Annotated in this window: 15 protein-coding genes; 13 read left to right on the top strand and 2 right to left on the bottom strand. The window is 64.0% G+C overall.

The features are described from left to right. The first annotated feature begins 396 nt into the window (after nucleotides 1–396). From MnOB_RS00075 to MnOB_RS00045, 7 genes are all read left to right on the top strand, one after another. The gene (locus MnOB_RS00075; RefSeq protein ID WP_044871141.1) at nucleotides 397–1,374 is read left to right on the top strand and encodes a dipeptidase; all 978 of its coding nucleotides are present in this window, start codon (nucleotides 397–399) and stop codon (nucleotides 1,372–1,374) included. A gap of 160 nt (nucleotides 1,375–1,534) precedes the next feature. Continuing rightward, the gene (locus tag MnOB_RS00070; RefSeq protein ID WP_077520436.1) at nucleotides 1,535–2,065 is read left to right on the top strand and encodes a DUF5943 domain-containing protein; all 531 of its coding nucleotides are present in this window, start codon (nucleotides 1,535–1,537) and stop codon (nucleotides 2,063–2,065) included. Nucleotides 2,066–2,080: 15 nt separating this feature from the next. Then, entirely contained in the window at nucleotides 2,081–4,141 is a 2,061-nt protein-coding gene (gene dgcA / locus MnOB_RS00065; RefSeq protein ID WP_077520434.1) for a dimethylglycine demethylation protein DgcA, read from the top strand. 158 nt (nucleotides 4,142–4,299) lie between these two features. Further along, nucleotides 4,300–6,258 carry a dimethylglycine demethylation protein DgcB gene (gene dgcB / locus MnOB_RS00060; protein WP_077520431.1) on the top strand — a complete coding sequence of 653 codons (1,959 nt, stop codon included), beginning with the start codon at nucleotides 4,300–4,302 and terminating at the stop codon, nucleotides 6,256–6,258. Nucleotides 6,259–6,430: 172 nt separating this feature from the next. Next, entirely contained in the window at nucleotides 6,431–7,663 is a 1,233-nt protein-coding gene (gene etfA / locus MnOB_RS00055; protein ID WP_077520428.1) for an electron transfer flavoprotein subunit alpha, read from the top strand. Continuing rightward, nucleotides 7,653–8,432, top strand: a complete 780-nt coding sequence (gene etfB, locus MnOB_RS00050; RefSeq protein WP_077520425.1) for an electron transfer flavoprotein subunit beta — start codon at nucleotides 7,653–7,655, stop codon at nucleotides 8,430–8,432. The genes etfA and etfB overlap by 11 nt, the downstream gene beginning before the upstream one ends. A 32-nt stretch (nucleotides 8,433–8,464) precedes the next feature. Further along, nucleotides 8,465–8,710: a hypothetical protein gene (locus MnOB_RS00045; protein ID WP_077520421.1), complete on the top strand. Its 246-nt coding sequence runs from the start codon at nucleotides 8,465–8,467 to the stop codon at nucleotides 8,708–8,710. Nucleotides 8,711–8,910: 200 nt separating this feature from the next. Here MnOB_RS00045 and gbdR read toward each other — a convergent pair whose 3' ends face one another. Both gbdR and MnOB_RS00035 read right to left on the bottom strand, forming a co-directional pair. Next, the gene (gbdR, locus tag MnOB_RS00040; protein ID WP_077520418.1) at nucleotides 8,911–10,014 is read right to left on the bottom strand and encodes a choline metabolism transcriptional regulator GbdR; all 1,104 of its coding nucleotides are present in this window, start codon (nucleotides 10,012–10,014) and stop codon (nucleotides 8,911–8,913) included. 398 nt (nucleotides 10,015–10,412) lie between these two features. Then, a complete protein-coding gene (locus MnOB_RS00035; protein WP_077520415.1) occupies nucleotides 10,413–11,789 on the bottom strand; it encodes an L-serine ammonia-lyase in 1,377 nt (458 codons plus the stop codon). Between the two features lie 416 nt (nucleotides 11,790–12,205). Here MnOB_RS00035 and choX point away from each other — a divergent pair, with 416 nt between their 5' ends. The 6 genes from choX to betI all read left to right on the top strand — a co-directional run bounded on the left by choX (nucleotide 12,206) and on the right by betI (nucleotide 18,612). Continuing rightward, nucleotides 12,206–13,162: a choline ABC transporter substrate-binding protein gene (choX, locus tag MnOB_RS00030; protein ID WP_077520412.1), complete on the top strand. Its 957-nt coding sequence runs from the start codon at nucleotides 12,206–12,208 to the stop codon at nucleotides 13,160–13,162. 416 nt (nucleotides 13,163–13,578) lie between these two features. After that, nucleotides 13,579–14,775 carry a quaternary amine ABC transporter ATP-binding protein gene (locus MnOB_RS00025; RefSeq protein ID WP_077520410.1) on the top strand — a complete coding sequence of 399 codons (1,197 nt, stop codon included), beginning with the start codon at nucleotides 13,579–13,581 and terminating at the stop codon, nucleotides 14,773–14,775. Between the two features lie 2 nt (nucleotides 14,776–14,777). Beyond that, the gene (locus MnOB_RS00020; RefSeq protein WP_077520407.1) at nucleotides 14,778–15,665 is read left to right on the top strand and encodes an ABC transporter permease; all 888 of its coding nucleotides are present in this window, start codon (nucleotides 14,778–14,780) and stop codon (nucleotides 15,663–15,665) included. A 35-nt stretch (nucleotides 15,666–15,700) separates the two neighbouring features. Further along, nucleotides 15,701–16,645, top strand: coding sequence for a choline ABC transporter substrate-binding protein (locus MnOB_RS00015; protein ID WP_077520404.1), 945 nt, complete (start codon nucleotides 15,701–15,703; stop codon nucleotides 16,643–16,645). 149 nt (nucleotides 16,646–16,794) lie between these two features. Then, nucleotides 16,795–17,652 carry a glycine betaine ABC transporter substrate-binding protein gene (locus MnOB_RS00010; RefSeq protein WP_077520401.1) on the top strand — a complete coding sequence of 286 codons (858 nt, stop codon included), beginning with the start codon at nucleotides 16,795–16,797 and terminating at the stop codon, nucleotides 17,650–17,652. Between the two features lie 279 nt (nucleotides 17,653–17,931). Further along, nucleotides 17,932–18,612 carry a transcriptional regulator BetI gene (gene betI, locus MnOB_RS00005; RefSeq protein WP_234358176.1) on the top strand — a complete coding sequence of 227 codons (681 nt, stop codon included), beginning with the start codon at nucleotides 17,932–17,934 and terminating at the stop codon, nucleotides 18,610–18,612. Nucleotides 18,613–18,772: the final 160 nt, after the last annotated feature.

Raw genomic sequence — 18,772 nt, 5'->3', positions numbered from 1 at the left:
AGCGTGGTCTGTGGTGGCCGTCCTAGCGCCCCGAAGCACATCTACGCGCGCTCGTCGGGACATTCGGGGAGCTTGCCATCCCCGTCATTCGGAAATTTCACCCCAGCGACCCTGCGCATTCTGAAACCGACGCAGGCCGACGGAGCGCTCCGTACCTTCCTTTATAGGTGGTTGGCGAAGGCACTTGGCGACGGGCGGACCTGTGGTTTGCTGCTGAGTTGGCTGTACGCCCCGTAAAAACGGCAGTTCCGAACCCCGCTTGCCCATTAGCGACCGGCTTGACGCTTTCGGCAATACCCCGGTCGCTTTTGCGCGATAGCGCCGAATTCCCCAGGGATATGCTCCCCTCAAAGCGCCGGCAGAAGATTCGGCGCATGGATAACAGGGGACAGCCTGATGAGCCCAGCCGAACTGCACGCCGACAGCATCGTCATCGACGGTCTGATCATCGCCAAGTGGAACCGTGAACTCTTCGAAGACATGCGCAAGGGCGGCCTGACCGCAGCCAACTGCACCGTGTCGGTCTGGGAGGGCTTCCAGGCGACGGTGAACAACATCACCGCGAGCAACAAGCTGATCCGCGAAAACAGCGACCTGGTGATCCCGGTGCGCACCACCGCCGACATCCGCAAGGCCAAGGAACTGGGCAAGACCGGCATTCTCTACGGCTTCCAGAACGCCCATGCGTTCGAAGACCAGATCGGCTACGTCGAGGTGTTCAAGCAGCTGGGCGTGGGCATCGTGCAGATGTGCTACAACACCCAGAACCTGGTCGGCACCGGCTGCTACGAGCGCGACGGCGGCCTCTCCGGCTTCGGCCGCGAGATCGTTGCCGAGATGAATCGCGTCGGCGTCATGTGCGACCTGTCCCACGTGGGCTCCAAGACGTCCGAAGAAGTCATCCTCGAATCCAAGAAGCCCGTCTGCTACTCCCACTGCCTGCCGTCCGGGCTGAAAGAACATCCGCGCAACAAGTCCGACGAAGAGCTGAAGTTCATCGCTGATCACGGCGGTTTCGTCGGCGTGACCATGTTCGCTCCCTTCCTGGCCAAGGGCATCGACTCGACCATCGATGACTACGCCGAAGCCATCGAGTACGTGATGAACATCGTTGGCGAAGACGCCATCGGCATCGGTACCGACTTCACCCAGGGCCATGGCAAGGAATTCTTCGAGTGGCTGACCCACGACAAGGGTTACGCCCGCCGCCTGACCAACTTCGGGAAGATCGTCAACCCGCTGGGCATCCGCACCGTGGGCGAATTCCCCAACCTCACCGAAACCCTGCTCAAGCGCGGCATGCCCGAGCGCGTGGTGCGCAAGGTCATGGGCGAGAACTGGGTTCGCGTACTGAAGGACGTCTGGGGCGAGTAACCGCTCTTCTCCCCTCTCCCTATGGGAGAGGGGCCGGGGGTGAGGGATGTCGAATCCCGCTCGCAACCCCTCAAACCCTCACCCCAACCCTCTCCCAAAGGGAGAGGGGGTTAATGAAGCCCGCAGCCGGGCCCAAATCGAATTCCGGAGCTAAAACAACATGGCCAAACACGCCCCCGAACTGCCCATCGAAGTCGACAGCGAAACCGGTGTATGGACCACCGACGCCCTGCCGATGCTGTACGTGCCCCGTCACTTCTTCGTGAACAACCACATGGGCATCGAAGCCGAGCTGGGCCCGGAGCGCTACGCCGAAATCCTCTACAAGGCCGGCTACAAGTCCGCCTGGCACTGGTGCGAGAAGGAAGCCGAATGCCATGGCCTGGAAGGCGTGGCGGTGTTCGAGCACTACATGAAGCGCCTGTCCCAGCGCGGCTGGGGCCTGTTCCAGATCGAATCCATCGACCTCGACAAGGGCACCGCCCAGGTGCGCCTGAAGCACTCTGCGTTCGTGTACGTGTACGGCAAGGTCGGTCGCAAAGTCGACTACATGTTCACCGGCTGGTTCGCCGGGGCCATGGACCAGATCCTCCAGGCCCGTGGCAGCAGTGTCCGCACCGTCGCCGAGCAGGTGTACGGCGGCTCCGAGGAAGGCCACGACGACGGCCTGTTCATCGTCAAACCTCTGTAAGGCGAGGCTAGGGCAATGGCATTCGAAGCAATGTTCCAGCCGATCCAGATCGGCAAACTCACCATCCGCAACCGTGTGCTGTCCACCGCCCACGCAGAGGTCTACGCCACCGATGGCGGCATGACCACCGAGCGTTACGTGAAGTACTACGAGGAGAAGGCCAAGGGCGGCATCGGCCTGGCCATCTGCGGCGGTTCCTCGGTGGTCGCCATCGACAGCCCGCAGGAATGGTGGAGCTCGGTGAACCTGTCCACCGACCGCATCATCCCGCACTTCCAGAATCTGGCCGACGCCATGCACAAGCACGGCGCCAAGATCATGATCCAGATAACCCACATGGGTCGCCGCTCCCGCTGGGACGGCTTCAACTGGCCGACCCTGATGTCGCCGTCCGGCATCCGCGAGCCCGTGCACCGCGCCACCTGCAAGACCATCGAGGTGGAAGAGATCTGGCGTGTGATCGGCAACTACGCCCAGGCCGCGCGCCGGGCGAAGGAAGGCGGCCTGGACGGCGTCGAGCTGTCCGCCGTGCACCAGCACATGATCGACCAGTTCTGGAGCCCGCGCGTCAACAAGCGTACCGACGAGTGGGGCGGCACCTTCGAAGGCCGCATGAAGTTCGGCCTGGAAGTGCTCAAGGCCGTGCGCGCCGAAGTCGGTGACGACTTCTGCGTCGGCATGCGTATCTGCGGTGACGAGTTCCACCCGGACGGCCTGTCCCACGAGGACATGAAGCAGATCGCCAAGTACTACAGCGACACCGGCATGATCGACTTCCTCGGCGTGGTCGGCTCAGGCTGCGATACCCACAACACCCTGGCCAACGTGATCCCGAACATGAGCTTCCCGCCGGAGCCGTTCCTGCACCTGGCAGCCGGCATCAAGGAAGTGGTCAACGTCCCCGTCCTGCATGCGCAGAACATCAAGGACCCGAACCAGGCCACCCGTATCCTGGAAGGCGGCTATGTGGACATGGTGGGCATGACCCGCGCCCACATGGCCGACCCGCACCTGATCGCCAAGATCAAGATGGGCCAGATCGATCAGATCAAGCAGTGCGTCGGCGCGAACTACTGCATCGACCGCCAGTACCAGGGGCTGGACGTACTGTGCATCCAGAACGCCGCGACTTCCCGTGAATACCTGGGCGTGCCGCACATCATCGAGAAGACCACCGGCGTGAAGCGCAAGGTAGTCGTCGTCGGCGGTGGCCCGGCTGGCATGGAAGCGGCCCGCGTGGCGGCTGAGCGCGGCCACGACGTGACCCTGTTCGAGAAGAAGGACCAGCTCGGCGGCCAGATCACCATCGCCTCCAAGGCACCGCAACGTGACCAGATTGCCGGTATCACCCGTTGGTACCAGCTGGAAATCGCGCGCCTCGGCGTCGATCTGCGCCTGGGCACCGCGGCTAACCCGGAAGCCATCCTCGACCTCAAGCCGGACATCGTCGTCCTGGCCAACGGCGGTCATCCGTTCCTGGAGCAGAACGAGCACTGGGGCGCGGCAGAAGGCCTGGTGGTGAGCAGCTGGGACGTGCTCAACGGCACCGTGGCGCCGGGCAAGAATGTGCTGGTCTACGACACCATCTGCGAGTTCGGAGGCATGTCGGCGGCGGACTTCCTGGCCGACAAGGGCGCCCAGGTGGAGATCGTCACCGACGACATCAAGCCGGGCATCGCCATGGGTGGCACCACCTTCCCGACCTACTACCGCAGCATGTACCCCAAGGAAGTGATCATGACCGGCGACCTGATGCTGGAGAAGGTCTACCGCGAGGGTGACAAGGTAGTGGCGGTGCTGGAGAACGAGTACACCGGCGCTCGCGAAGAGCGCGTGGTGGACCAGATCGTCATCGAGAACGGCGTGCGTCCGGACGAGAGCCTGTACTACGCGCTCAAGGACGGTTCGCGCAACAAGGGCCAGATCGACGTCGAGGCGCTATTCGCCATCAAGCCGCAGCCCTGCCTGAGCCAGCCCGGCGACGGTTACCTGCTGTTCCGTATCGGCGACTGCGTGGCCCAGCGCAACACCCACGCGGCGATCTACGACGCTCTGCGTCTGTGCAAGGACTTCTGATGGACGCTCCCCTCTCCCTCTGGGAGAGGGGCCGGGGGTGAGGGATGGCGAGGACCGGCACGGATTTCCAGTGACGCCACGCTCCCCTCACCCCAGCCCTCTCCCACGGGGAGAGGGAGCCATCCGTGCCGCTTTCAGGTCCCGGTAGGAGACCAACAATGCTGAACACCCTTCTTCCCATCCTGCTCTTCGCCGCCCTGGCACTTGCCGTGCTGGGCGCCGCGAAGCGCTTCTTCATGTGGCGCCGGGGCCGACCCTCCAAGGTCGACTGGATCGGCGGCCTGATGAAGATGCCGCGCCGCTACCTGGTGGACCTGCACCATGTGGTCGAGCGCGACAAGTACATGTCCAAGACCCACGTGGCCACCGCCGGCGGCTTCGTGCTGTCGGCCGTGCTGGCAATCGCGGTACACGGCTTCGGCCTGCAGAGCCGGATCCTCGGCTTCGCCCTGCTTGCCGCCACCGTGCTGATGTTCGTGGGCGCCCTCTTCGTCGCCAAACGCCGTCTGGACCCGCCGTCCCGCCTGTCCAAGGGTCCGTGGATGCGCCTGCCGAAGAGCCTGCTGATGTTCGCGGCGAGCTTCTTCATCGCGACGCTGCCGGTGGCGGGCATCCTGCCAGAAGGCTTCGGCGGCTGGTTCCTCGCCGGCATCCTCGCCATTGGCGTGGCCTGGGGCGTGTCCGAACTGTTCCTCGGCATGACCTGGGGTGGCCCGATGAAGCACGCCTTCGCCGGCGCGCTGCACCTGGCCTGGCACCGCCGTGCCGAGCGCTTCGGCGGCGGCCGCTCCACCGGTCTCAAGGCGCTGAACCTGAACGATCCCGAGGCACCGCTCGGCGTCGAGAAACCCACCGACTTCACCTGGAACCAACTGCTCGGCTTCGACGCCTGCGTGCAGTGCGGCAAGTGCGAGGCCGTGTGCCCTGCGTTCGCTGCCGGCCAGCCGCTGAACCCGAAGAAGCTGATCCAGGACATGGTCATCGGCCTGGCTGGCGGCAATGACGCCAAGTTCGCCGGCAGTCCCTATCCGGGCATCCCGCTGGGCGAACACGCTGGTGGCCCGCACCAGCCGATCGTGGTCCAGGGCGGCAAGGGCCTGGTGGAAGCGGACACCCTCTGGTCCTGCACCACCTGCCGTGCCTGCGTCGAGGAATGCCCGATGATGATCGAGCACGTCGATGCCATCGTCGACATGCGCCGCCACCTCACCCTGGAGAAGGGCGCCACCCCGAACAAGGGTGCCGAGGTGCTGGAAAACCTGATCGCCACCGACAACCCCGGCGGCTTCGCCCCCGGCGGCCGCCTGAACTGGGCCGCGGACCTGAACCTGCCGTTGATGAGCGAGAAGAAACAGGCCGACGTGCTGTTCTGGGTTGGCGACGGGGCCTTCGACATGCGCAACCAGCGCACCCTGCGCGCCTTCGTCAAAGTCCTGAAAGCCGCCAACGTCGACTTCGCCGTACTCGGCCTGGAAGAACGCGACAGCGGTGACGTGGCCCGGCGCCTGGGGGATGAAGCCACCTTCCAGCAACTGGCCAAACGCAACATCGCGACCCTCAACCAGTACCGCTTCAAGAAAATCGTCTCCTGCGATCCGCACAGCTTCCATGTGCTGAAGAACGAGTACGGCGCCCTGGGTGGCAGCTACGAAGTCCTGCACCACAGCACCTACATCAACGAACTGATGCAAGGCGGCAGCCTCAGCCTCGGCCAGCACAAGGGCGGCAGCGTGACCTACCACGACCCGTGCTACCTCGGCCGCTACAACGGCGAGTACGAAGCGCCGCGCGCCGTGCTCAAGGCCATCGGCATCGAGGTTAAGGAAATGGAACGCTCCGGCTTCCGTTCCCGTTGCTGCGGCGGTGGCGGTGGCGCACCGATCACCGACATCCCCGGCAAGCAGCGGATTCCCGATATGCGCATGGTGGATATCAAGGAAACCGGCGCCGAGCTCGTGGCTGTCGGCTGCCCGCAGTGCACCGCGATGCTCGAAGGCGTGGTCGCTCCGCGCCCGGAGATCAAGGACATCGCCGAACTGGTGGCCGACGTGCTGATCGAGGTGCCGGTGGAAGCAAAAAAGCCGTCGGCGGCTAAAGCTGCTGTGGAGGTGGCGTGATGGGTACTTACAGCCCACTTCTCCCGTCGCTCTTCTCCCCTCTCCCTCTGGGAGAGGGGCCGGGGGTGAGGGTGTTCGGCAGCAGCTCCGTGCCCACCCATTACCCCCTCACCCTAACCCTCTCCCCCACAGGGGAGAGGGGACATTCTGTACCTGAGCAGGAGTCCATCGCATGAGCGACATCATCCGCCGCGACCCGCGTGCCGAGTGGATCGCCCGCAATCGCCTGCACCCGCTGCATGCCGCCATGCAGACCCAGGGACAGACGAGCTGGATGGGCCCTAACGGCCTGCTTCGCAAGAATCCCCACGCCGCTGCCGCCGGTTTCATCGGCCCCAACGGCCTCAAGCGCATAGACCGCAGTGGCGCCCAACAGGGCACCGCCGGCAAGCGCAGCGCGGCCAGCGAAGTGGTACAGCTGCCGCTGCACGTGATCGAGCAGCCGGCGTTCCATATCTGCGTCGTACCGGACATGGTCGGTGGCCGTCTGTCCAGCCATGACAAGGACCTCCTCGGCCTGGCGAACAAGCTGGCCGGCAACGAAGGAGCGGTGGTTGCCGTGCTCTTCGGCGAGGACAAGGAATCCGCCTTCGACACCGCCGGCGTCGACCGCATCCTGCGCATTGCCGGCAGCGATTTCGACGGCTACGCACCGGAAGCCCGCGTGCTGGCCCTGAGCGCCGTGGAAAGCCAGTTGGCACCGCGTCACTGGCTGCTACCCGACAGCCGCACCGGTGGCGGCGAACTGGGCCGCCGCCTGGCCGCGAAGCTGGGCGAACGCCCGGCCACGCGCGTCTGGCAAGTCGCCAACGAACAAGCCACTGGCCGTGCCGGTGCAGGCCGCGAGGACCTGGTCCGCGCCGTGCCGCGCCTGATCCTCGCCGCCGTCGAATGTGCGGAACCGGTAAGCGAAACCCGTCATGAAGCCCGTTCGCTGGAACTGACGGCGAACATCGCCCACAGCCTGCCGCGCATCGAGGACCTCGGCCCCGTGGCCGTGGACCCGGCGCAGATCCCCATGGCCGAGGCAGAGTTCATCCTCTCCGGCGGTAATGGGGTGAAGGACTGGGCACAGTTCCACGAAGCGGCCGGCGCCCTCGGCGCCACCGAAGGGGCTTCCCGCGTGGCGGTGGACGACGGCTTCATGCCGCGCAATCGCCAGGTGGGCGCCACCGGTACCTGGGTCACCGCACGGGTCTATCTGGCCGTGGGTATCTCCGGCGCCATCCAGCACCTGCAGGGCATCGGCGCCTGCGACAAGGTGGTGGCCGTGAACATGGACCCGGGTTGCGACATGATCAAACGCGCCGATCTCTCGGTGATCGGCGACTCGGGCGCCATCCTCGCCGCGCTGATCCAGCTGGCCACCGAATACCGTCAGGGAGGGGCACGCGATGCCGCATGACGCACTCAAGATCGTCAGCCTGGTCTCCATCGGCGCGCACCCCACTTCGGGCCGCGCGCGCCGAGCTGACCAGGACGCCCGCGCCGTCGAACTCGGCCTGCGCCTGGCAGGCCCGCGCCTGCGCGTGGTGCATGCCGGCGATCCCCAGGAAGAAGCCCTGCGCGCCTATCTGGGCATGGGGCTGGATGAGCTGATCGTCCTGGAACAGGGACCGCAGGACGATGCGCTGCACCCGCTGGGGGATTTCCTCCGCGAGAGCGGTGCCCAACTCGTCCTTACCGGAAGTCAGGCGGAAACCGGCGAAGGCTCGGGGCTGCTGCCCTACCTGCTGGCCGAACGCCTGGGCTGGCCGCTGGTGGTGGGCCTGGCCGAGGTGGAGAAAGTCGACAATGGTGTGGCCCAGGTGCTGCAAGCCCTGCCCCGGGGCCAACGTCGCCGCCTGAAGGTTCGCCTGCCCTTCCTCGCCAGCGTCGACAACGCCGCGCCCACCGCTCGCCAGAGCGCCTTCGGTCCGGCCCGTCGCGGCCGCGTCGAAGCGGAAGACGTCGAGCTCGTGGAGGATGTAATGTTCGCCGAGGCCCAGCTGCAGCCGGCCCGTCCGCGACCCAAGCGGCTCAAGGTGATCAAGGCCAAGACCGGCGCCGAGCGGATGAAGGCGGCCACCGCCAAGGCATCCGGCGGTGGCGGCCAGGTACTCAAGGACGTCTCGCCGCAAGCGGGCGCCGAAGCTATCTTCAAACTGTTGCTGGAAGAGGGCGTGCTGCGCTGATCGCGCAGCACCTGACGCGGAGGAATAGCGCGATGATGCATGCCGATCTGATCGACCAGGAAGACTTTCGCGAGCGCCTGGTGGCGCTGGGAATCAGCATCCCGCCAGGGGTGAGCGCCGAGCAGGCCTGCGAGCAGGCGGTGAGCGGTCTCAGCCCGGAGCGCGCACTGGCGCTGCGCCGCCTGGTGGAAGAGTTGCTGGGTGGCAGCGCCACCCTGCTGCCGAACGTGCGTGAAGCCATTTCACGCACGCTGCTGCCGGCACTGGTGCCGCGCTGAGCGGCAGTATATCCGGCCATGAAAAAGGGCGCTATTGGCGCCCTTTTTTGTTGCCGCAAAATCATTCGAAACCTTGTGGGGGCGATTTCAATCGTCAAGCGGGCCGCAGGTCCGCCCTTCTGGTCCTGAATGGGGCAGCTTCGCCGCCCTTGGCGAATGAATTCGCCCCTACAGGCTCCTCATTCGCCAAGGGAGGTGCGTTACACCACCCGCACGCTGGCGAAGGTGGACTCGCCCTGGGCGCGGCTCAGCGCCACGCCGGCGGTGGACGGTGCATTGCGTACCAGTTCGTCCGGCACCGGCATCAGGGCCACCACATTGGCGTTCTGGCCGGCGCGTTCGTCGCGCGGCGGAATGCCGAAGTACTCGCGGTAGCACTTGGAGAAGTGCGGTGTGGAAACGAAGCCGCACACCGAAGCCACTTCGATGATCGACATGGCGGTTTGCTTGAGCAGCTGGCGCGCACGGATCAGGCGCAGCTTCAGGTAATAACGCGAAGGCGAGCAGTGCAGGTACTTCTGGAACAGGCGCTCCAGCTGCCGGCGCGAGACGTCGACGTAGGTGGCCAGCTCATCGAGGTCGATGGGCTCTTCAAGGTTGGCTTCCATCAGCGCGACGATTTCCTGCAGCTTCGGCTGGTTGGTGCCGAGCATGTGCTTGAGCGGGACGCGCTGGTGATCCTGTTCGTTACGGATGCGCTCGTAGATGAACATCTCGGAGATCGCCGCCGCCAGTTCGCGACCATGCTCGCGGGCGATCAGGTGCAGCATCATGTCCATGGGCGCAGTGCCGCCGGACGAGGTATTGCGATTGCGGTCGATGGAGAACAGGCGGGTGGTGATGCCGGCACGCGGGAAGGCCTCCTGCATCGCAGCCAGACACTCCCAGTGCACGCTGCACTCGAAGCCATCGAGCAGGCCGGCCTTGGCCAGCGCCCAGCTGCCGGTGCACACGGCGCCCAGCTGGCGGCCCTGGCGAGCCTGGGACTGCAGCCACTGCACGTGTTCGCGGCTGACGCTGTGCTGGATATCGACACCGCCGCAGACGATCACGGCATCCAGGGCCGGAGCATTGTCCAGGCCACTGTCGGGGGTGATCTGCAGGCCGTCGCTGGCGCTGACCGGGCGGGCACCCTGGCTGAGGGTGTACCAACGGTAGAGTTCGCGACCGGAGAGGTGGTTGGCCATGCGCAGCGGCTCCACCGCGGACGCCAGGGAAATCAGGGTGAAGTTGTCCAGCAGCAGGAAACCGATGGACTGGGGAACACGGTTCTGGGGTTGAGCCCCTTGGTTGAACTGTGACATTCGCGAAACCCTCAGACTAGGCACGGGCGGAGCCCCGTTTTCGGGGCTTTTTTGTTATGGCCTGGTACGGCTAAACCAGGTGATACCAAATCTAGGCAAAGGTCGTGCCTAACTTGATTGGTCATTCAATTAAAAATGGCGGATTTCATCCAAGGCCCATGCCATTGGGCCTAGGTGAGAGCGACAGAATCATTCTGTTTGCGACCGCCAGAGCCCGCGCGTCCTGGGGCCTGTGGACTTAGGTAGCACTGGGGGTGTCAGCGAATGTCACCCCGTGCCGTAGGACACAACCTTCAGTAACAGACGGACGATTCATTCATTGACCGTCCAGTCACCGCCATTTCCATCGCTTTGCGCACCAGGACGGGGCAGCGGCAGTCAGGCTGGTCGATGACTGCTCAGCATTCGATGGCGCTGACCGCCAGGCCGCCGCGCGAGGTTTCCTTGTACTTGTCATGCATGTCGGCACCGGTGTCGCGCATGGTGCGGATCACCTGGTCCAGCGAGATGAAGTGCTCGCCGTCGCCACGCAGGGCCATCTGCGCGGCGTTGATCGCCTTCACCGCGGCAATCGCGTTGCGCTCGATGCACGGCACCTGCACCAGCCCGCCGACCGGGTCGCAGGTCAGCCCGAGGTTGTGCTCCAGGCCGATCTCGGCGGCGTTCTCCAGCTGCGCCGGGGTCGCCCCCAGCACTTCCGCCAGGCCGGCTGCCGCCATCGCGCAGGCCGAGCCCACTTCGCCCTGGCAGCCGACTTCGGCACCGGAGATGGACGCGTTCTTTTTGCACAGGATGCCGACGGCGGCGGCGCCGAGGAGGAAATTCACCACGTCGTCGTCATTGGCTTCGGGGTTGAAGCGCATGTAGTAGTGCAGCACCGCCGGAATGATTCCGGCCGCGCCATTGGTGGGCGCGGTGACCATGCGTCCGCCGGCGGCGTTTTCCTCGTTCACCGCCAGGGCGTAGAGGTTCACCCACTCCATGGCGCTCATGGTGCTGCCGATGACGTTGGGCTTGCCCAGCTCCTGCAGGCTGCGGTGCAGCTTGGCCGCGCGGCGGCGCACATTCAGCCCGCCGGGGAGGATGCCTTCGTGGCCGAGGCCGTTGCTTACGCATTCCTGCATGGCGTCCCAGAGTTTCAGCAGCCCGGCGCGGATCTCCGCCTCGCTGCGCCAGGCCTTCTCGTTGGCCAGCATCAGTTCCGAAATGCGCAGGTTATGGCGCTGGCACAGCACCAGCAGCTCCTCGGCGCTGGAGAAGTCGTAGGGCAGTTCGGTGGCGTCCTGATCCAGTTGCCCGGCCTTGGCCTGGGCCTCGTCGACCACGAAGCCGCCGCCGACGGAGTAGTAGGTGTCGCGGTGCAGTTCACCTGTCGCGCCTTCGACAATCAAGGTCATGGCGTTGGGGTGATACGGCAGGTTCTCGTCGAGCAGCAACAGGTCACGCTGCCAGTCGAACGCCACCGGATGACTGCCGGCCAGCAGCAGTTCGCGGGCTTCCTTCAGCGCCTCGATGCGCGGGGCGATCTGTTTCGGGTCGACCTGGTCCGGCCATTCGCCCATCAGCCCCACCAGGGTCGCGCGGTCGGTGCCGTGGCCAACGCCGGTGGCCGACAGCGAGCCGTACAGGCGCACCTCGACGCGCGTCACCTGCGCCAGCAGGCCGCGCTCGCGCAGCGCCGTGGCGAACAGCGCCGCTGCCCGCATCGGGCCCACGGTGTGCGAGCTGGAAGGGCCGATACCGATCTTGAACAGGTCGAACACGCTGATGGCCACAGGTAAAACTCCGGTAGGAATGACACTTGGCGACATGATCGGCATTTCACCGAAGCGCGGACTTCCCACACCGACTTGCTCGTATCCAAATACGCCGCGGCCGAGGATGGTTCGCTCTGTCCTTGTAGGGGCGAATTCATTCGCCAAGCAGGCCGAAGGTCTGCCCAGCACGGCCAGTTGGGGCAGCTGCGCCGCCCTTGGCGAATGAATTCGCCCCTACAGAGAGTCGTCGCGACTGAGCAACAGCTTTCCTATGTCACCCGCGACAGATAAGTTCTGACTGCGACCGAGTCGGTAGTCAGGCGATGCGTCTGGCCCGCATCATTCCCGCGCCCGGGGGCGGGGGCCTGCAGCAGTCCGACAGCCACGCGAGTCCGGAAAACGACAATAAATCCTGCTGTGGATGGACCCCTCCCATGACTCGACCCACCACTCCCCTGCTGGCAGCGTCGCTGCTGGCCATCTCCCTCTTCAGTACCCAGGCCACCCTGGCAGCCGCCGATCCCGAACGCTGCTCCACGGTGCATTTCGCCGACGTCGGCTGGAGCGACATCACCGTCACGACCGCCGTCACCCGCCATGTGCTGAGCGAGCTCGGCTACGTCACCAAGGTCAAGCGTCTGTCGGTGCCCGACACCTACAAGGCCCTTGGCGAAGGCAAGATCGACGTGTTCCTCGGCAACTGGATGCCGAGCATGGAAAACGACGTCCGCCCCTACCTGGAAAAGGGCACGGTGGAAAACCTCGGCGCCAACCTTACCGGCGCCAAGTACACCCTGGCAGTGAACCAGGCGGCCTGGGATGGCGGATTGAAAAGCTTCGCCGACCTGGCGAAGTTCAAGCAGCAGCTGGGCGGGAAGATCTACGGCATAGAGCCGGGCAACGACGGCAACAAGCTGATCGACAAGATGATCAAAGGGAACGCTTTCGGCCTTGCCGACTTCAAACTGGTGGAGTCGAGCGAGAACGGCATGCTGTCGCAGGTCAAACGCGCCGAGCACCTCAACCAGTGGGCGGTGTTCCTCGGCTGGGAGCCGCACCCCATGAACAACCAGTTGAACATGCACTACCTGGCCGGCGGCGACGACTGGTTCGGCCCCGATTTCGGCGGCGCGACCGTCTACACCAACGTGCGCAAGGGCCTGACCCAGGAGTGCCCGAACCTCGGGCTACTGTTGAAGAACCTCAAGTTCAGCCTGGCCATGGAGAACCACCTGATGGAGGCCATACTGAATCAAAGCACCAACCGCCGACGCGAAGCAAAGGCGTGGCTGAAGGCCAATCCCGACACCCTGTCTGCCTGGCTACAGGGTGTTACCGCGCGCGACGGCAGCCCGCTGCCGTTGGCCCTCACACAGGCCAAAGCACCCTGATGCGTCCCATCCAGCGATATCCATGGGCCATGTCGTCGCGCAACATATGAACGTCGCAAACCGACAATTGCCAAGGCCTCAAGGCTTTATCGTTGAGTCACCCGATTTCGTCGCTGTCGGTTCCCGTGAACCGGCAGACCGTGAGCACTCCGCTCCGGACCGAAGAACACAAGCGGCGGCCTCCCCCCGAGTAGAGGTCGGCCTAATAAGAAATTTCGGAAGTACGCGCACCTCGGACCGAGGTGCAGAACCCGCCCAGGGAATGGGTTTCGTAACACTGCCAGAGGGCTGCGAGGTTCTCGAAACATTGTTATCCACACAGGCAAGACAGTCGGCATCACCGGACTGAGCGTCGTCGAGCGCCAGTTCTGGCTCCGTGTAGCTGTCCTGGATGTCTACTGAAGGGGAAATATCCCATGCAGTCTGGAAAGATCGTGGTTCAAAACCTGTACAAGGTTTTCGGGCAACAACCACAAGAAGCAATCGATTTACTCAAGCAGGGCTGGAGCAAGGAAAAGATTCTGGCTGAGCGCGGCGCCGTGATTGGCGTCAGCGATGTGTCTTTCAGCGTCAACGAAGGTGAAATCTTCGTGCTGATGGGCCTGTCGGGTTCGGGCAAGTCGACCTTGATTCGCTTGATCAACCGCTTGATCGAACCTACCGCCGGTGACGTGTTCATCGACGGGCAGAACGTCGCCAAGCTACCCACGTCGCAATTGATCGACTTGCGTCGTCGCGACATGAGCATGGTGTTCCAGTCCTTCGCCCTGATGCCTTCGCGCTGTGTGCTGGACAACGCCGCCTTCGGCCTGGAAGTGGCCGGCAAGGGCAAGAAGGAACGCGAGAAGCGCGCCATGGAAGTGCTGGAACAGGTCGGCCTGGCCAGCTTCGCGCACAAGTACCCCCATGAGCTTTCCGGCGGTATGCAGCAGCGTGTCGGCCTGGCCCGCGCCCTGGCCGTTGACCCGTCGATGATCATCATGGACGAGGCCTTCTCCGCCCTCGACCCGCTCAAGCGTCGCGAGATGCAGGATGTGTTGCTGGACCTGCAGAAGAAGCACAGCCGCACCATCATCTTCGTCTCCCACGATATCGAGGAAGCCATGCGCATCGGTTCGCGCATCGGCATCATGGAAGGCGGCAAGCTGATCCAGGTGGGCACGCCCCAGGAGATCATCGAAAACCCCGCCAACGACTACGTGCGCAACTTCTTCAACACGGTCGATACCAGCCGCTACCTCACCGCCGGCCAGCTCAAGTCCGACAGCGTTCCGCTGTTCGTGCACAACGGCAAGGCGCCGGACGCGCAGACGGTCTGCCAGAAGCTGCAGGCCATGGACAAGCACTACGCCTTCATCGTCGACGAGAAGAACAATTTCCGTGGCTCCATCAGCCTCGAGAAGATCGCGCTGCTGGTCGAGGGTGGCCGCACCCTGGACCTGGAGCAGAGCCTGCTCAAGCACATCGATCCGGTACCGGAAGACCTGCCGCTCGACAGCGTCATCCAGCGCCTGGTGATCAACGAGGGGCCGATCCCGGTGGTCGACCAGAGTGGCCGCTATAGCGGTGCGATCAGCAAAGGCCGCCTGCTGAGCCGCCTGCGGGGAGAATGACGATGAGCGAGAAACTGGATCTTGGCAGCTGGGTGAATGACGTCGTCCAGCACCTGCTCGAAAACTACAGCGGCGCCTTCGAAAGCGTCGGCAACGTGGTCAGCGGCTTCTCCGAGCTGATCGAGCGTTTCCTGATGTGGCCGCCGGCCTGGGTGCTGATCGCCGTATTCGTCGGCCTCGGTCTCTGGCGCATCGGCGTCAAGTTCGCCCTGTTCACCGCCGCATCGCTGATCCTGATCGTCCTCACGGGCTTCTGGGAGCAGACCGTGGTCACCCTCGGCCTGACCTTCTCCTCCACCTTGATCAGCCTGTTGCTCGGCATTCCGCTGGGCATCTGGGCCGCCAAGAGTGAGCGCGTGGCGGTGATCATCCGCCCAGTCCTGGACTTCATGCAGACCATGCCGGCGTTCGTTTACCTGATCCCCGCGGCCATGCTCTTCGGCCTCGGCCGCGTGCCCGGCATCATCGCCACGGTGATCTTCGCCATGCCGCCGGCGGTGCGACTGACCGCCCTGGGTATCCGCCAGGTGAACAAGGAAATCGTCGAGGCCGGTCAATCCTTCGGCTGCAACAGCTGGCAACTGCTATACAAAGTGCAGCTGCCGAATGCCATGCCGTCGATCATGGCCGGCGTGAACCAGACCATCATGATGGCGCTGTCCATGGTGATCATCGCGTCGATGGTCGGCGCCGGCGGTCTGGGTAACGACGTACTCGCCAGTATCCAGCGCCTGGACATCGGCCTGGGCTTCGAAAGCGGCATGGCCGTGGTACTGCTGGCGATCATTCTCGACCGCATCACCGAAAGCTTCGGTACTCGCCAGACCACGACCCGCGGTCGTGTCTTTGGCCGGCTCGGAGCCAAACTGCAGCGGCAGCAAGCGCACTAAGAACGCTTCACCTTTTCAATGTCAGGGAGTCGCTAATGAAAAAAATGAAGAAAGTCGCTGCATTGGGCCTGCTGGCCTGCGCGCTGACCCAGGGTGCCTGGGCTCAGGAGCCGCAGAGCTGCAAGCAGGTCCGTTTCGCCGAGATCGGCTGGGCCGACATCGCCGCCACCACCGGCGTGGCCATGGTGCTGACCGAAGGACTGGGCTACACCCCGCGCAAGATCATGGCGTCCGTGCCCATCGCCTTCACCGGCGTGAAGAACAAGCAGATCGACGTCTTCCTCGGCTACTGGGCGCCCTCCATGGACGCGGTGATCGAGCCCTTCACCAAGGACAACGGCGTGAAGGTGTTGCCGACCCCGAACCTGGAAGGTGCCAAGTACACCCTGGCAGTTCCCACCTACGCAGCTGATGCCGGCCTGAAGAGCTTCCAGGACATCGCCAAGTTCAAGGACCAGCTGGGCGGCAAGATCTACGGCATCGAACCGGGTAACGATGGCAACCTGCTGATCGACAAGATGATCAAGGGCAACCAGTTCGACCTGGGTCAATTCCGCATGGTCGAGTCGTCCGAAGCCGGCATGCTGGTCCAGGTGCAGCGCGCGGTTAAGAAGAAGGAACCGGTGGTATTCCTGGGGTGGGCACCTCACCCGATGAACACCCAGTTCGACATCACCTACCTGGCTGGCGGCGATGATGTGTTCGGCCCGGACTTTGGCGCCGCCAAGGTCTTCACCGTGGTACCGCCGGACTACGAGCAGCGCTGCGCCAACGTCGGCAAACTGCTGAACAACCTGCAGTTCAGTGTCGAGATCGAAAGCCAGCTGATGGAGAAGATCCTCGAGAAGGAAGACCCGGTGAAAGTTGCCACCGGCTGGCTCAAGGCCAACCCGGCCGTGCTCGACAAGTGGCTGGTTGGCGTTACCACCTATGATGGCCAGGACGGCGCCGCTGCCGTGAAGAAACACATCGGCCTGTAATTCCCGGGCTCCGCTCCGGAGCCTGTTTCCTTGCAATTCGCCAATCGTGGCCCGGCAACGGGCCACGACGGGCACTGTCGCGAACCCGCCAGAGAACGGGCCATCGACCACGTAGTTGGCTGCCAATCCCACCTGATGGAGCAATACGTATGCGCAAGTTGAAATCCCTGTGTCTGAAGACCCTCGGCGTCGCCACCCTTGCCCTTGGCATGGGCATGGTCAACGCCGCGGATAAACCCACCCTGAAGATCGGCTTCGTGAACGGTTGGGACGACAGCGTCGCCGCTTCCTACGTCGCGGGCGAAATCCTCAAGGAGAAGCTCGGCTATGGCGTCGAACTGAAGCCCGTCGAGCCAGCGATCATGTGGCAGGGCGTGGCCCGTGGCGACCTGGATGCCACCCTCTCGGCCTGGCTGCCCGCTACCCACGGCGAGTACTTCGAAAAGCTGAAGGACAAGGTCGTCGTGCTGGGCTCCAACTACAAGGGCGCCAAGATCGGCCTGATCGTCCCTGACTACGTGCAAGCCAAATCCATCGAGGACCTGAACACCTACAAGGCCGACTTCGACGGCAAGATCACCGGCATCGACGCGGGCGCGGGCGTGATGCGCCGCACCGAAGACGCCATCAAGCAATACAACCTCGATATCAAGCTGATGCCCAGCTCCGGCCCGGCCATGGCCACCGCCCTGACCCGCGCCGAGAAAGCGCAGAAGCCGATCGTGGTGACCGGCTGGATTCCGCACTGGATGTTCGCCAAATGGAAGCTGCGCTTCCTGGAAGACCCGAAAAAAGTCTATGGCGATGACGAGCACGTCGACACCGTGGTCAACCCTGGCCTGGAAGCCAAGGCCGCCGACGCCACCGCATTCCTGAAGAAATTCTCCTGGAGCGGCGAGGAAGTGGGTGCAGTGATGCTGGCCATCCGCGAAGGCGCCAAGCCGGAAGCGGCCGCCAAGGAGTGGATCGCCAAGAACCCGCAACGTGTGGATGAGTGGCTGAAGTAAGCAGCCTCCTTGCTCCAGAACGCCCCCGCCGGCCATCGCCCGCGGGGGCGTTCTGCTTTTGTGGGGGGCAGGCTCTTTGTAGGGGCGAATTCATTCGCCAAGGGCGGCGCAGCTGCCCCTTTCACGTTTGCAGGGCAGACCTTCGGCCTGCTTGGCGATTGAAATCGCCCCTACAGTAAGAACGCTCCAACAACGATCAACCCCATCGATTGATCGATCAATCAATTTCCCCCTAGACTGCGCGCTCCCAATTCCCGCACAAAATGGTGGAAATACCCGATGCCCAAGGTCGGAATGCAGCCGATCCGCCGCTCGCAGTTGATCCAGGCCACCCTCGAAGCTGTCGACCAGGTAGGCCTCAGCGATGCCAGCATCGCCTACATCGCCCGCATCGCCGGCGTCTCCAATGGCATCATCAGCCACTACTTCCAGGACAAGAACGGCCTGCTGGAAGCGACCATGCGCCACCTGATGGGCGCCCTGAGCAGCGCCGTGCGCCAGCGCCGCGCCGGCCTGCGCGAAGATACCCCGCGCGCGCACCTGCGGGCGATCGTCGCCGGCAACTTCGACGACAGCCAGGTCAGCGGACCGGCCATGAAGACCTGGCTGGCCTTCTGGGCCGCGAGCATGCACCAGCCCTCCCTGCGTCGCCTGCAGCGCATCAACGATCACCGGCTCTACTCCAACCTCTGCTGCGAACTGCGCCGCGCCTTGCCCCAGGACCAGGCGCGCTCTGCTGCCCGTGGCCTGGCCGCGCTGATCGACGGCCTGTGGCTGCGCGGCGCCTTGTCGGGCGATGGCTTCAATATCGAGCAGGCACTGCATATCGCCTACGAGTACCTGGATCAGCAGTTGGCCAAGGCCGAAGGCTCTGTTGTAGGGGCGAATTCATTCGCCAAGGGCGGCGCAGCGGCCCCTCTCAACACCCCGGAGCACACCTCCGGCCTGCTTGGCGATTGAAATCGCCCTACAACTGGCATACCCCTGACATAAAAAAGCCCGGTCCAGAGACCGGGCTTTTTCATTTCAGGTGTCCCGTCCTGAATAAGGTTTACACCTTTGCCCTTATTTTCAGGAGCGCTCCATGGCAGAAGGTGTACGACGTAGCCAGCGCGATTAC

Source organism: Metapseudomonas resinovorans, from assembly GCF_002003485.1.
Taxonomy (GTDB): Bacteria; Pseudomonadota; Gammaproteobacteria; order Pseudomonadales; family Pseudomonadaceae; genus Metapseudomonas; species Metapseudomonas resinovorans_D.
This window is presented reverse-complemented; position numbering and strand designations above follow the sequence as displayed.

What these genes read in the sequence shown, in the direction of transcription:
- MnOB_RS00075 (WP_044871141.1), top strand. Translation starts at nt 397, where the DNA reads ATGAGCCCAGCCGAACTGCACGCCGACAGCATCGTCATCGACGGTCTG.
- MnOB_RS00070 (WP_077520436.1), top strand. Translation starts at nt 1,535, where the DNA reads ATGGCCAAACACGCCCCCGAACTGCCCATCGAAGTCGACAGCGAAACC.
- dgcA (WP_077520434.1), top strand. Translation starts at nt 2,081, where the DNA reads ATGGCATTCGAAGCAATGTTCCAGCCGATCCAGATCGGCAAACTCACC.
- dgcB (WP_077520431.1), top strand. Translation starts at nt 4,300, where the DNA reads ATGCTGAACACCCTTCTTCCCATCCTGCTCTTCGCCGCCCTGGCACTT.
- etfA (WP_077520428.1), top strand. Translation starts at nt 6,431, where the DNA reads ATGAGCGACATCATCCGCCGCGACCCGCGTGCCGAGTGGATCGCCCGC.
- etfB (WP_077520425.1), top strand. Translation starts at nt 7,653, where the DNA reads ATGCCGCATGACGCACTCAAGATCGTCAGCCTGGTCTCCATCGGCGCG.
- MnOB_RS00045 (WP_077520421.1), top strand. Translation starts at nt 8,465, where the DNA reads ATGATGCATGCCGATCTGATCGACCAGGAAGACTTTCGCGAGCGCCTG.
- gbdR (WP_077520418.1), bottom strand. Translation starts at nt 10,014, where the DNA reads ATGTCACAGTTCAACCAAGGGGCTCAACCCCAGAACCGTGTTCCCCAG.
- choX (WP_077520412.1), top strand. Translation starts at nt 12,206, where the DNA reads ATGACTCGACCCACCACTCCCCTGCTGGCAGCGTCGCTGCTGGCCATC.
- MnOB_RS00025 (WP_077520410.1), top strand. Translation starts at nt 13,579, where the DNA reads ATGCAGTCTGGAAAGATCGTGGTTCAAAACCTGTACAAGGTTTTCGGG.
- MnOB_RS00020 (WP_077520407.1), top strand. Translation starts at nt 14,778, where the DNA reads ATGAGCGAGAAACTGGATCTTGGCAGCTGGGTGAATGACGTCGTCCAG.
- MnOB_RS00015 (WP_077520404.1), top strand. Translation starts at nt 15,701, where the DNA reads ATGAAAAAAATGAAGAAAGTCGCTGCATTGGGCCTGCTGGCCTGCGCG.
- MnOB_RS00010 (WP_077520401.1), top strand. Translation starts at nt 16,795, where the DNA reads ATGCGCAAGTTGAAATCCCTGTGTCTGAAGACCCTCGGCGTCGCCACC.
- betI (WP_234358176.1), top strand. Translation starts at nt 17,932, where the DNA reads ATGCCCAAGGTCGGAATGCAGCCGATCCGCCGCTCGCAGTTGATCCAG.